This is a genomic window from Azospirillum sp. TSH64 (assembly GCF_003116035.1).
GTDB lineage: Bacteria > Pseudomonadota > Alphaproteobacteria > Azospirillales > Azospirillaceae > Azospirillum.
Genome location: NZ_LGQW01000015.1, coordinates 2,281,853 through 2,295,730, shown reverse-complemented (window position 1 = coordinate 2,295,730; position 13,878 = coordinate 2,281,853). Strand labels below are relative to the sequence as shown.

General features: G+C 54.8%; 9 protein-coding genes. 5 read left to right on the top strand and 4 right to left on the bottom strand.

Annotated elements, in window-relative coordinates:
* The first annotated feature begins 14 nt into the window (after positions 1 to 14).
* From pglX to brxL, 3 genes are read left to right on the top strand one after another with little or no spacing between them, the layout of a single operon-like run.
* Positions 15 to 3,623 carry a BREX-1 system adenine-specific DNA-methyltransferase PglX gene (gene pglX / locus TSH64_RS11965; protein WP_109096919.1) on the top strand — a complete coding sequence of 1,203 codons (3,609 nt, stop codon included), beginning with the start codon at positions 15 to 17 and terminating at the stop codon, positions 3,621 to 3,623.
* Complete coding sequence (gene pglZ / locus TSH64_RS11960; protein WP_109096918.1) at positions 3,616 to 6,216, top strand: BREX-1 system phosphatase PglZ type A; 2,601 nt, start codon at positions 3,616 to 3,618, stop codon at positions 6,214 to 6,216. Before pglX ends, pglZ begins: the two co-directional genes overlap by 8 nt.
* 15 nt (positions 6,217 to 6,231) lie before the next feature.
* Positions 6,232 to 8,259: a protease Lon-related BREX system protein BrxL gene (gene brxL, locus TSH64_RS11955; RefSeq protein ID WP_109096917.1), complete on the top strand. Its 2,028-nt coding sequence runs from the start codon at positions 6,232 to 6,234 to the stop codon at positions 8,257 to 8,259.
* A gap of 101 nt (positions 8,260 to 8,360) precedes the next feature.
* Here brxL and TSH64_RS35320 read toward each other — a convergent pair whose 3' ends face one another.
* Positions 8,361 to 9,239: a hypothetical protein gene (locus TSH64_RS35320; RefSeq protein ID WP_146208020.1), complete on the bottom strand. Its 879-nt coding sequence runs from the start codon at positions 9,237 to 9,239 to the stop codon at positions 8,361 to 8,363.
* Positions 9,240 to 9,449: 210 nt separating this feature from the next.
* Here TSH64_RS35320 and TSH64_RS11950 point away from each other — a divergent pair, with 210 nt between their 5' ends.
* On the top strand, positions 9,450 to 9,677 hold the full coding sequence (locus TSH64_RS11950) for a hypothetical protein (RefSeq protein ID WP_109096916.1): 228 nt from the start codon (positions 9,450 to 9,452) through the stop codon (positions 9,675 to 9,677).
* Between the two features lie 22 nt (positions 9,678 to 9,699).
* Here TSH64_RS11950 and TSH64_RS35830 read toward each other — a convergent pair whose 3' ends face one another.
* Positions 9,700 to 10,047 carry a hypothetical protein gene (locus TSH64_RS35830; RefSeq protein ID WP_199237543.1) on the bottom strand — a complete coding sequence of 116 codons (348 nt, stop codon included), beginning with the start codon at positions 10,045 to 10,047 and terminating at the stop codon, positions 9,700 to 9,702.
* Between the two features lie 493 nt (positions 10,048 to 10,540).
* On the opposite strand from TSH64_RS35830, the gene TSH64_RS11945 reads away from it, so the two are divergent.
* Complete coding sequence (locus TSH64_RS11945; protein ID WP_282188148.1) at positions 10,541 to 12,025, top strand: DNA methyltransferase; 1,485 nt, start codon at positions 10,541 to 10,543, stop codon at positions 12,023 to 12,025.
* Positions 12,026 to 12,161: 136 nt separating this feature from the next.
* On the opposite strand, the gene TSH64_RS11940 is transcribed toward TSH64_RS11945, so the two are convergent.
* Both TSH64_RS11940 and TSH64_RS11935 read right to left on the bottom strand, forming a co-directional pair.
* Positions 12,162 to 12,866 carry a hypothetical protein gene (locus tag TSH64_RS11940; RefSeq protein WP_109096914.1) on the bottom strand — a complete coding sequence of 235 codons (705 nt, stop codon included), beginning with the start codon at positions 12,864 to 12,866 and terminating at the stop codon, positions 12,162 to 12,164.
* 8 nt (positions 12,867 to 12,874) lie between these two features.
* Complete coding sequence (locus TSH64_RS11935) at positions 12,875 to 13,513, bottom strand: DarT ssDNA thymidine ADP-ribosyltransferase family protein (RefSeq protein ID WP_109096913.1); 639 nt, start codon at positions 13,511 to 13,513, stop codon at positions 12,875 to 12,877.
* Positions 13,514 to 13,878: the final 365 nt, after the last annotated feature.

Here is a 13,878-nt window from a genome sequence, read left to right as displayed (position 1 = left end):
CCACAGAGCAGACCATGAACCGGAACAAGCTGAAGTCCTACGCCCCAAAGGCTCGTCGTGCGTTTATCCAGGCGGTCACCGCCCGAGCCTCGAAGTTTGGCATCACCACTTCCAAGATCGAACCTGTTCAGGTTCAAGGCGATGTGGCCTTGATCGGCGGACAGGCATACCCGCGCAAGGTCGCGGAGCAGCGACGCAAGCTGGAAGAGCGGATCGCGCTTCGTGGCTTCGAGCAGGTCATGGAGGAAGCGGCGTATACGTGGTTCAACCGTTTCGCCGCGATCCGGTTCATGGAGGTCCACGGCTATCTTGATCACGGCTACCGTGTGCTGAGCCACCCGGAGGGGAAAGCGACGCCCGAGATCATTGAGCACGCAGAGCACATTGATCTTCCAGGTCTGGGCCGCGATAAGGTTATCAGCCTCAAGCTGGACGGCACCAAGGACGAGGAGCTTTACCGCATGCTCCTGACAGCCCAGTGCAACGCGCTGCATGCAGCCATGCCGTTCCTGTTCGAGCTAATTAACGATGAGACGGAACTGCTCCTCCCCGACAACCTGCTGCACTCAGATTCCTTAATCCGTCAAATGGTTAGCCAGATTGATGAATCTGACTGGCAGGAAATTGAAATCATCGGCTGGCTCTATCAGTTCTACATTTCTGAAAAAAAAGATGAGGTGATCGGGCGGGTCGTTAAGCCAGAGGATATTCCCGCTGCAACTCAGTTGTTCACACCTAACTGGATCGTGAAATACATGGTCCAGAATTCCCTTGGTGCCAAGTGGATCGCAGTTTATCCGCAATCAGGCATCCGCACGAAAATGGAATTTTATGTAGAGACGGAGGAACAGTCAGGCGATGCTAAAGCTACGCTCGCAAGCGTCACCCCAGCAGCCTTGAACCCAGAGAAGTTGACGCTGATCGACCCCGCATGCGGATCGGGCCACATACTTGTAGAGGCATACGATCTACTCAAGGATATATACCTTGAATGCGGATACTCTCTTCGTGAAATTCCGAAATTGATTCTGACGAAAAATCTCTTCGGACTTGACATTGATGATCGCGCAACTCAGTTGGCCTGTTTTGCGCTGATGATGAAGGCTCGCGAGGATGATCGTCGCATTCTTACAAATCCTCTGCATCTCAACGTATTGTCAATTCAGGCAAGCGATCATCTTAACGCACTAGAACTAATCAGACATCTTCCGGGTGAGAGACGTATCGAGCTTCTACCAAACAGCGATTTGTTTTCAGAAACAATTGCACAGCCAACGCTGGCGATCAACACTGGTAGCAAGCTAAATAGAGCGACAGTACACTCTCTCGTGGAGCTTTTCCAGCGAGGGAAGACCTTAGGTTCGCTCATAGAGGTGCCCTCCGATCTTCAAAGCCACCTTGATATACTGAAAAGCGACATTGAGGGCACCACTTCAGCGAATTCTTTGGAAGGCCAGCTTCAACTCCACTCATCGGCAACAATAGCGTCTCTTATGATGCAAGCCGAGGTGCTGTCTCGACACTATGACTGCGTTGTCGCGAACCCGCCATATATGGGGTTGAAGTACATCACAGCAAGTATCAAAGAATATGCAGCAAGAGCAAGCCTGAAAGATCATTCAGCAGACATGTTCTCAATGTTCATAGAAAGGTGGCTGCGAAGCCAACCAACAGGCACTTACTTTGCGTTTATGACCCCATTTGTATGGATGTATATCTCTTCGTTTGAGAGATTCCGATATTCTATATTGGCTAGGGGCAGCATTAGAACCCTTGTGCAACCAGAGTATCATGCATTTTTTGATTCCGCTTATGTTCCCATTTGTGCTTTCGCCATCGACACAAGGAGCCGACAGCAGATTGGCGAATATTTTGACTTAGGGAAGTTCTATGGCGCTGAGTTGCAGCCGGTAAAATTGCAAGAAGCAGTGCAGAATAAATCCGCCAATTGGAGGTATTCAGTCGCGAGTTCGGAATTCGCGGCGCTACCTGGATCGCCATTTGCCTATTCTATTCCTTCTGAATTGCGCAATGCTTTCAAGAAGCGCCGCTCACTTGGCAGTCTCGCATCACCACGAGCGGGATTGGCAACGGGCGACAACACTATATTTCAGCGGTATTGGTGGGAAGTCGCTTTTGATAACATCGGATTTGGCGTCACTTCAATAGACGAGACGAAGCACCGCAGTGAGAAGTGGTACCCCTGCAACAGCGGCGGACCATTCAGGAAATGGTACGGAAATAACGAAATTATTGTTGACTGGCAACATAATGGACAGCGTATCCGCAATTTCAAAGATGCAAACGGGAAGCTGCGCTCACGCCCCCAGAATACTGAGTGGTTCTTTCGCGAAGGGATCACCTGGACGAAGATTACGTCTTCCTTTTTCTCTGCCAGGATAAAGGAAGCTGGTTTCGTTTTCGATGACACCGGACGTTCAGCTTTCCCCATTGATATGTCGTGGCAAAAGCCTCTTCTTGGTCTTCTGTGCAGCAAGGTAGGGGGGGTATTTCTTTCAACGCTAAACCCGACGATGAGCTATACAAGTGGGGACATCGGCAATGTACCGGTGGATGATGCCGTTAAGAGCATAGATTGTAGCCTTGTTGACCGCCTTATTGAAATGTCTAAAAAAGACTGGGACGAACGTGAGACTTCTTGGAATTTTTCCTCCACAGCACTCCTAGGAAGCAAAACTACGTGCCTATCTCAGGAAATTGAAGCATGGAATCAGGAGAGAACGAACCGGATCAAGGAAACAATAAACCTTGAGGAGTCGATTAACCAAACCCTTATTAATCTGTATAACCTGAATGGAAAGGTGGATAAAAACGTAGATGAAGCCCAAGTTTCACTTGCACGTCCCAATCCCCTTTCGGACGTGAAGCAGGCGATGTCATATGCTATCGGCTGCATGCTTGGTCGCTACAGCCTTGCAGAACCCGGTCTGGCCTACGCCAGCAGCGGGAATACAGGGTTTGATGCGTCTCGATACGGCGACTTCCCCGCTGATGAGGATGGCATTATCCCGATCACTGAAACGGCGTGGTTCTCGGATGATGCCGCCAATCGGTTTTCGGAGTTCCTTAAGGTTGCGTGGTCGCTCGAGGCGCTGAAGGAGAACCTGAGGTTCGTCGCGGACAGTCTTGGGGCAAAGGCCAACGAGACGCCAATGGACACGATTCGGCGCTACCTGAGCCGCGACTTCTACAAGGATCATCTGAAGACGTACAAGAAGCGTCCGATCTATTGGCTGTTCAGCAGCGGCAAGGAGAAGGCATTCGAATGCCTTGTCTACCTGCACCGGTACAACGAGAGCACGCTCTCCCGTATGCGCATGGAATATGTCACTCCGCTGCAAGGTAGGGTGTCGGCGCGCATCGAGCAGCTTGACCGGGACATTCAGGCAGCCTCCACGACGGCGGCCCAGAAGAAGCTGCGTGTCGAGCAGGAAAAGCTGAAGAAGCAGCAGGCCGAGTTGATCAAGTTCGACGAGGAGCTTCGCCACTATGCGGACAAGCGGATCAAGCTCGATCTGGACGATGGCGTGAAAGTGAACTACGGAAAGTTCGGCAATCTGCTGGCCGAGGTGAAAACGGTAACGGGCGGTTCGGATGAATGAGGATCAGGTCGCGGCGGCTCTCACGAAGCTGTTCGAAGAGGGCCACCGCGTCGTGTTCTGGAACGACGCTGACCGGGAGTTCGAGGATTCGGTCCCCACTCTGTCTATCGACGGCGTGACGGTGCTGCGCCTTGACGGCATGCCCGCGCTTGAAGCGAAGATGCGTATTGAGAGGGAGGAGCCGAATCATCGGTTCCTCCTCTACGCTCCGTCCAACCCACCCTCGCCGTCTGACGATTGGCTGCTGGACGTGCGGCTCTATAGCCGCGCATTCCGAGCCGACCGTGCCTCCATCGTGCATGGCGAACTCGGGTTGGCCGAACAGCACCTCCGCGACCATCTGGCCGCTCGCGGGAAATTCCTGGCGAGCAAGGACCGGTTGGCACGACTGAAGAAGCTCATCGAGCCAACCGACACGGCGTCGGCTATCGACCGCAAGATGCTGGCGGTCCTGCTGAAGCTGGACCAACACGACTTCCTCAACGTGCTTACGGCGCTGTATCACTCGATCCCCGAAGGCGATCTGGATGGCTCCGCTGCTGCGTGGGAGGACATCGAGAAGTTCGACCTTGCTGCGCCGTTCTGGACGATGGTGCAGGAGCAGTTCGGGTATACCGAGGGCAACCCATCGCTGAGAAACCTTCTGATCAGGTTGGTGGTGACTGATCTGGCCCATTCAGCCACTCAGGAGCTTCCGCCTGCACTGAAGCACCTTCAGCTTCCCAAGGCGTTCGCCGCGAACGCCTCTGTCTGTTTGAGCCAGTGGCGGGACAGCCACTCGCGCAGCCAGAGCTATGACCGTTTGTCGAAGGCCGTCGCGGACGCGCTCAAGCTCGATACCCAGCTTGGCGGGTTCGAGATCGAGTCGCTGCTCGACACCAAGACCTTCCTGATGGTCGAGAAGTACATCGCCAGCGCGCTGCGAGACCGGGTGATCGACACCGCGTCCGCGATCAACGCTGCGGCGATCAAGGCCATCGCGACGCGCCGTCAGGACGGGTACTGGGCGGTCTGTGAAAGGCCATCCACCGCTGCCGCGCCCCGCGAAGCGATGCACGCAGTCTATGACGCGCTGATTGCCGCTGCCGACCTCTTCGAACTTCGTGGGGAATTCGGCACCGGTTTCGCCTACACGACTGCACAGGAGATGTTCCGCGCCTACGCTGAACGCCTGTACCGGTTCGACCGCCTCTATCGCGACTTCACCGAGGCCGCTGACAAGGCCAAGGCGCAGGGATGGGACATCCTGAAGACGCTGCGGGATCGGGTGGAGGATTGCTACGGCAACTGGTTCCTGACCAACCTTAGCCTGAAGTGGGGCAGCTTCGTAGAAGCCGATCTGCTCAAGGAGTGGCGCGTTCCTGGTGTCATGAACCAGCAGGAGCTTTATCGGCAGAAGATCACCGCCGCACTGATGGGCGACAATGACCGAAGGGCCTTCGTCATCATCAGCGATGCGCTGCGCTATGAAGCCGCCCAGGAGCTTGCGGACGATCTCAACGGCACCTACCGCATCCAGGCCAGCATCGACCCGCTGTTGGGCGTCCTGCCGTCCTATACGGCGCTAGGCATGGCGGCGCTGCTGCCGCACAAGAAGTTGACCTACACCGACAAGGGCGAGGTTCTGGCTGACGGACAGCCGACAGGCACGCTTCAGCAACGGTCGAACATCCTGGCGTCCGTGGGTGGCATCGCCATAAAGGCGGATGATCTCCGTAACATGAAGAAGGACGAGGGGCGCGCGTTCGTGAAGCACCACAAGGTGGTGTACGTCTACCACAACGTGATCGACGCAACGGGCGACCATCTCGCCACAGAGGCCGATACGTTCGACGCGGTGAGAAAGGCCGTGGTCGAGCTATCCGAACTCGTGCGGCTGATCATGAACAACCTGAACGGTTCGTACATTCTGGTCACCGCAGACCACGGCTTCCTGTATCAAGAGACCGCACCTGATCTGTCGGACAAGAACGCCTTGTCCGACAAGCCGCTTGGGACGATCAAGGCGAAGAAACGCTACCTGCTGGGACGAAATCTGCCTGACAGCGGCAAGGCGTATCACGGAAGCACAGAAACGACCGCCAAGGCGGATGGTGGAATGGAGTTCTGGGTACCCAAGGGCAACAACCGCTTCCATTTCGTCGGGGGCGCTCGTTTTGTCCATGGCGGCGCGATGTTGCAGGAGATCGTGGTGCCCCTGGTCACCGTGCGGGAGGCCAAAGGTGCGTCCAAGCAGAAGACGAAGACCAAGCAGGTCGGCGTGACCGTCCTTGGCTCCACGCACAAAATCACCACAAATCGGTGCCGCTTCGAACTGATTCAGACGGAGCGGGTCAGCGACCGCGTGAAACCGGTGACGCTTGATATCGCCGTGTACGAGGATGACGCCGCGATCACCAACGTCCAGCGCATCACGTTCGACAGCGAGTCCGAGAACTTTGATGAGCGGAAGAAGCAGGTCATCCTATCGCTTCAGAACCGAACCTATGACAAGAAGAGTGCCTACCACCTGATCCTCCGCAACACCGAAACCGGCGTTGAGGAGAGCCGAGTGGAAGTCACGATCAACATCGCCTTCACGAACGATTTCTAAAGCACTGAGCCATCTATGAGCGATAGCCTCGACGAACTTCTCAACAAGACCTTCCCTGGCAAGGTCGTTCGCAAAGACCTCACCAAGCTGGTGAAGGAAGGGGCGAACGTACCCGTCTACGTGCTCGAATACCTCTTGGGCATGTACTGCGCGTCGGACGACGAGGAGACCATTCGTGAGGGTATGAATACGGTCAAGCGTGTCCTTGCGGAGAACTATGTCCGTCCCGATGAGGCCGAGAAGGTCAAGTCCAAGATCAGGGAGCGTGGCAGTTACAAGATCATCGACAAGGTGACCGTCAGGCTCAATGAGAAACGCAATGTTTACGAGGCGCTTCTATCGAACCTCGGCGTAAAGGACGCTGAGATACCCGACCACTATGTCCGTGAATTCGAAAAGCTGCTCGTCGGCGGCATCTGGTGCATCATCTCGCTTCAGTTCTACCACGAAGAGGGTCAGAAGGGGTCGCCGTTCATCATCAGCGATCTGAAGCCGATCCAGATGCCGAACATGGACATGGAGGAGGTGTACCAGGGGCGGAAGGCGTTCACAGAGGAACAGTGGATCGACGTGCTGATGCGATCCACCGGTATGGAGCCGACCACCCTCAATCCGAGGGTCAAGTGGCACATGTTGGCCCGCATGATCCCCTTGGTCGAGAACAACTTCAACGTCTGCGAACTGGGGCCGCGCGGTACGGGCAAGAGCCACATCTACAAGGAGATCAGCCCGAACAGCATCCTGATCTCGGGCGGGCAAACCACCGTCGCGAACCTGTTCTACAACATGGGCCGACGCACCGTTGGCTTGGTCGGCCTGTGGGATGTGGTGGCGTTCGATGAGGTGGCGGGCATCACCTTCAAGGACAAGGATGGTGTCCAGATCATGAAGGACTACATGGCGTCAGGGTCGTTCGCGCGTGGCAAGGACGCCGTGTCGGCCTACGCATCCATGGTGTTCGTCGGCAACATCAACCAGCCCGTCGATACCCTGGTGAAGACCAGCCACCTGCTGTCCCCCTTCCCCGACGCCATGATCGACAGCGCCTTCTTCGACCGCTTCCACGCCTACATCCCTGGCTGGGAAATCCCGAAGATGCGCCCCGAGTTCTTCACGAATCAGTATGGGCTGATCGTGGACTACCTCGCGGAATTCATGCGCGAGATGCGGAAGCAGACGTTCGGAGACGCCATCGACCGCTTCTTCAAGCTCGGGAACAACCTGAACCAGCGCGACACAATTGCCGTTCGTCGGACGGTATCGGGGCTGCTGAAGCTCCTTTATCCCCATGGCGAATACGACAAGGAAGCCGTTCGTCGCTGCCTTGAATACGCCCTTGAAGCGCGCCGCCGCGTGAAGGAGCAGCTAAAGAAGATCGGCGGCATGGAGTTCTTCGACGTTCACTTCTCCTATATCGACCAAGAGACCCTGGAAGAGCGGTGGATCACCGTTCCCGAGCAAGGGGGCGGCAAACTCATTCCCGAAGGGCCGCTCAAGCCCGGTGTCCTGCATTCGGTCGCCACGGGAACCAGCAGCCACCTGGGACTGTACCGACTGGAAACCCAGGTGACGGCAGGCAATGGCAAGCTGACCACCTCGGGGCTGGGATCGAACTCGGCAGCGAAGGAGGCGGTGAAGGTTGCCTTCGACTATCTGAAGGCCAACCTCTCGCGGATCAGCGGCCATGCCAAGGCTGGTGACCACGACTTCCATCTTCACGCCGTCGAACTCCATAACACGGGCGCTGCCAGGGCTATGACGCTGGCGAGCTTCGTGGCGTTCTGTTCAGGGGCGCTCGGGAAGCCGATTCAGAGCCAGATGGTGGTGCTTGGGGACATGAGCCTGGGCGGCAGCGTCGTGCCCGTGGAGAACCTTGCAGAGTGCCTTCAGGTGGCCTTCGACGCGGGTGCCAAGCGCATCCTGATCCCGATGTCGAGCGCCGCCGACATCCCAACCATTCCTGCCGAATTGTTTACCAAGTTCCAGACTTCGTTCTTCAGTGATCCAGTGGACGCGGTATTCAAGGCGTTCGGAGTGGATTGAAGCTGCGGTAGACCAGATTCCTACGGCGGAGGCTGTTCTCTTCCATGCAGAAGAGGACAGCCGCCCATCCTACACCCAGCCCCGCGTCCGCCACCCTATCGCTACGGGGACACATCGTAGTTGGGAGGCACCTCTGAGCCGCCCTTGATTTTTGCAGGCGAAACCGGTACCCGCTTCCCACTCTTCAGAGTACGGTAATGCCCCCGCCTATCATGGGGACGAGGCGAATTCCGCGATGCAGGGCCGCGAGTTTCATCCACGTAACGGATCGCAGCCTCCTTGTCCCAATGCACCACCCGCAGGTCTGGAAGCGGCAGCAGCCCAGCCCTGGTGCGGCCTGCATTCACGGATTGTGTGAAATCCGATGGACGCGCCACCTCGAAGGTGTGTTTCGGATTATTCAACAGGATCGTGGCTACGACGACGTGTGTATATGCGGCCTTGCAGTCCTCGTACTTCTCTCGCTCGGCCACTGAATCCATCAACACCGCAGGATCGAAGGCAATCTCCACCCCATCAGTGCCGTTAACGAACGTGAACTGGTGCACATCCTTGGTCCACAGCCGCATTTCCGACTTTGGCGCTGTAGCCTGTCGGAAGTAAACCTCACCTGTGATCTCGTTACCGTCTTGAACGAGACGTATGAGGTTGAGAGTGGCGTACTTGGTCCGGGTTTCGTGAAAGCGAAAAAGATACAGGCACTCTGGATATGGAAGCTGAAACTCGCCCCGCTTCAAAAGCTCCAATCCGACACCCCAAGCGGCATCGGTAAAACTTCCGGTGAAACTATCGCCTGTATAATTTGGATCGGTTGGATCACAGGTGTATCCAAAATCAAAAGCGGGTATTGCATAGCAACCGCTCGGCTTATGCTTGCTAAGAACGAAGGAATTGCTTGCTGGCATTAAGCGGATAAACTTGACGACGTTCCCCTTACGAGCAGCTTCTACAAATTCGGCGATATCGCTAGGCTGTACCATTGAGCAAACCACCAGTTGTGACTGAACTTTCCGCCGCTGCCAGTCCAGTCCGCCACACAAAGAAGAGAATAGATCATTAAGGGAAAGCAGTCCACAGACTTGTCGGGTGTTAATCTTTGATACACCCAATCTGATGGGCCGCGACGCATTGATCATTCCATCGGTTGGTCTTAAGGTTTTCTGAGATACATTCTGTTATCGGAGACTTGCATGTCCACCTACTTCCAGGCGATCACCGCGCAGATTGTCGCGGCTTACGTCAGCAACAACAGTGCTCCCGCTGCTGATCGTATTGTACTTAATCTCATCCAGCTTTATCAATATTCATCAATCTTGGGGTGGTCCTATAAGGAGAAGCGTTTCCAGTGTAGTTGGGGCACGCAGCTTTATGTTTATGGAAGCCACGCCGTGCTCCGCCTTCGGCAGGAAGTCCACTGAGCAGAGCACGACGAGCGTGTCTTCAGATATGAAGAGCCGACATCAGAGAATTACCTAAGATGCCATTCTGTCCTTGAACTGCAATGGCAAAGTGCACCATGTCAGTCTCGTGCTTGAAGTTGACCTCAAACTCATAGCCCATACAGAATGTATCTGAGGTTCCCCACACGCCTTCCGAAGTGAGTGTGCAGGATACCAAGGAGAGTGGGGCGTTATCCTCAAGCCAACTTCTAATCCTCTCCATTTTGTCCTTCGCGCCTTCTCTCACAAGAACTTGTAACGCATATGCATATGCATCTCGACTTTGCGAGACCGTTACCCGTAAACGCAAAGTCTCTCCATCGACTTTATAGGTGTTTGTGTAAGACATTCTATTATTCCTTTCACCACGTAATCGCCGTCGAACTAACTATATTCACGTTAGGTATGGCTGACGAAGCGATAATGTGCCTTGGTTATTCTGAAATCAACAAGAACGTATTCGTCAACTATGTTTGATTGAAGCAAGAAGTCCTAAACTTTGTTTATCTAAGTGCTAAAACAAAGTTGAGGAAATATCTCCCGTCTTCGGCATGCGCCCATGCTTCGCACTCATGTTGAGACCGTAGGTTTGGGTCAGGCCACACCGACCAAGAGCGCCAGTGCGCAAATGCTGGCCCAGCCAGCGAACACACTGCGACGTAGCGCATGCTATCGCATGCCCACTGAATAGAACGTAATCAGAACCTTTGCTGCTGGTGGACAAGATCAGTGCCCACCGCCTCTCCGCTGGTGGATAAACCCTTTGGTAAACCTTCTTCGGGTATCGAAACCCGCCTTCGATCAGGCGGGACCGACAAACCTTGACTACGCTTGGCGACCAAGTGCGCACCTTGCGGACGCACCGAAGGATGACCCAGAACGAGCTTGCTGCGCATGCCGCGATTGATCCTGACACCGTGACAGCAGTGGAAGCGGGTGGCGGCACCATCACCATGCTGGTCGCAATCCTGACCGCACTCGGGGCCACAGTGGATGGTCGTGATCCCGTCGAACTTGGTTCATGGCTCCGCAATGTCCGCGTCGGCAAGGGATGGTCCCAGCAGCGTCTCGCAACGACGGCAGGGATCAGCAAGCCCACGGTGATCGGTGTGGAACGTGGGCGGGGTCACGTCGCCAGCTTCGCTGCCGCAATGAACGCGCTGGGCGTGGACATCCGCCTCGACCTGACGCCAAGGTCGGCAACGGTTCTGCGGGCCGTGGAGCGCGACAACTTCGCTGTCGTTCAAGGTGACGCGCAGTCCGTCCTGTCCGACTTTCCTGATCACCAATTCCATGCATGCGTATGCGACCCGCCATATGGGCTGGCCGAGTACCCTTCAGAACTCGTGAACCAGATCGTCACCACCTGGGTCACGGGGCACGATTTCGATTTCAGTAAACAGCGAAGTTATCTCAACGCGGACTGGGATGGCGGACTGCCGCAGCCATCTACATGGCGGCAGGTGCATCGGGTGCTTCGCCCAGGTGGATACCTGCTGGCATTCGCCTCCCCACGCACTGTTGATCTGCTGACGCTGGCCCTTCGCCTCGCAGGCTTCGAGATTCGTGATCAGATCGCCTGGATCACGACGAACGGCATGCCTCGAACTCAGGATGTTGGACGCATGCTCCGTCGTCGCGTGATGCGCGCTGCTTTGAAGGACGCCCATGGTGTCGATCACGATGTTGAGCGCGGGCATAATGGCGAAGCAATGGATTTGCCGTTGCGACGCTACCCTGTTGCGGGAGCGCGGGTGCGGAGCAAGTACACGGTACTCCCGTCAGCTATGCACAGTTCGTTCACCCTATCCCTGGAACACAAGTCGCTGCTTGCAACGGCGACGGCGTGGGACGGCCATCGCGCCGCGTTGAAGCCCGCACATCAGGTTATCGTTGTTGCCCGCCGCCCCCTGGAAGGCTTGTTGCTCGACAACGTGATGAAGTTCGGCACTGGCACGCTGAACGTGGACGCCTGTCGAGTTCATGGCGAGGACGGGCTACACCGATACCCCGCTAACTTTGTGGGCAACATCGGCGCGGAATTTAAGAAGCACTTCTTCGCACCGCGGGCAACAATTGGCGAGAAGGACCGCTATCTCCCCGCTGGTATGATCAACACCCACCCAACACCAAAGCCCATTCAACTCCTCCAATGGCTGGTACGGCTTGTCACGATGCAAAGGGCGTTGGTGCTTGACCCATTCATGGGAAGCGGGACCACTGGCGTCGCTTGCATGCTGGAAGACCGCCGTTTCGTCGGCATCGACATGAATGACAAATACGTAGAAATTGCTCAGAACCGGATAAGGGGGTGGGGCAGACTCTGACAGCAGTCGCGTGCACTTCCGCATTGGTCTGTTATAAGAATTAAGGGGCGGCATCCGACGTGAGTTTTCGCACGGGAATACTGGCTGACGAGTGTGCCGCGCGTGTCAAACTCCACCGGGGCATTGCCTGAGCACACTACCCCCTTAGTCGAAGCTGCTTGGTATCATCCTGCCGTGCATTGCTCACAACGGCGTTTTCAATAATCCGGAGAAATGATTCTTTAGATGACATGGCTTCATCAAGCAATCCCCGTTGGCGCAATGATACAAATAGCGCGATGGAGTAGGCCTGACAATTAATTGAACGACTCGGATTAAACTCAATGTCAGAAAACGCGGAATAAGCTTCAAGATTGTCGCTGAGTTCTTGGTTCTTCCTAAGCGTGTTTATGTACAGCCAATCATAGAATGCTGTCTGTGGCTCGAGCGCCCATTCAACACCAAAAAAGCGAAAGCCTTTGAGATCACCAGATGTAATCAGTCTTTCATCTTTCTTCGCTTCACGTGAAGTTTTCTCGTACAAATCAGTGTATGGGCCTCCACGCTCAAAAACCTTGCTGCCCTGAAAAGCGCATTCTACGCTTATTGCCATTTGATATTTCACGGTAGTAAACTTGAGATTGAACGCGCTAAGAGAAACGCCAATATCATCACGTGACTTACTTGACACTTCCAGAACCCGGCTGATCCCCGGAATTTTACAAGCGGCAGCGTGGAGAGAATCCACAGACTTTTGCTTTTGTACTACTGACATTCCGGGATGCCACTGGAACTCAACATGTTTCGTCACAACCAAAGCTCGCCCTTCTGAGCGGGGAATGAAGATTGGTCTTTCAGCCATGGGAAGTCCTATTGGTACTTACGGGCATAACCACGGGACGCGAATAGGCCCTTGTTGTTGGCATGAACAGCCGTTTGACGGCCGCCCATAAACGGAGCATAGTTCGCTTGCGCCGCAACGCTGTCGAACAAAGCGCCAGCAATATAACGGGGCTCTACTACATCGAATACCAAAACCTCTGCCTGTACATCGGTTGGATCAAACGTATTAAGTTTTTGCTCACTTCTGGATTCGATCCCTTCTATTTCTTCGAACATACCAGAGAATGCTTCCAGTTTCATAAGCTTTGGGAGTGGCTGGAATCTAATTCGGTTATCTGCTGCGTTGTGGCGGCAAAACGCACATTCTTTTTCCCATAACACAGATGGTTCCAAAACAATAATTGCCCAGTCCGTTCCTGCGCTCTCCATGCGATACTTATATAACATTTGGCAGTTGGGGAAGGCTATTGATAGCGAAGTTCCCCCTAGACGACCATCAATACGGTGGCGATCATTTATGATTGGCGCTGCACCAACTTCATGCGCACGTGCAATAGGATACAACCCATGCGTCATGATTGAAGGCAAGTTTACTGCTCGGGTGAAGTGCACGAGAAACGGCACCTTGATCAGCGTAGCATAGTCCTGAATCGCTTGCGTCGTCACGATATCGCCTCCGTATACACAACGCAGTATTGTGAATTGCCGCGAACGACGTAATGCCACGATTGTGCTCGCTTACCCCTTGCGGAGCAACCCTTTTGATAATTGTCTGATAAGAGAACAACCTTAGCTCTTCCACTGGTTTGGGAGAGCAAAATTTAGGCCAATGGACACCTACATGGTCGCACGTTGTAGTGAGGAACTGGCCGCGATCTGCGCGTGTGCGGCTTCGTGAAGGAGGCATCAAGAATTTTCAATGAAGAGGTTCCAGAAGCGGGGTTTTGGCTGTGCTTGCCTGATGCGTGGAAAACCTAGAGAACGAACGTCGTGGCGGTTATTGCAAGAACGCTAGACTGGAAATACAGCCG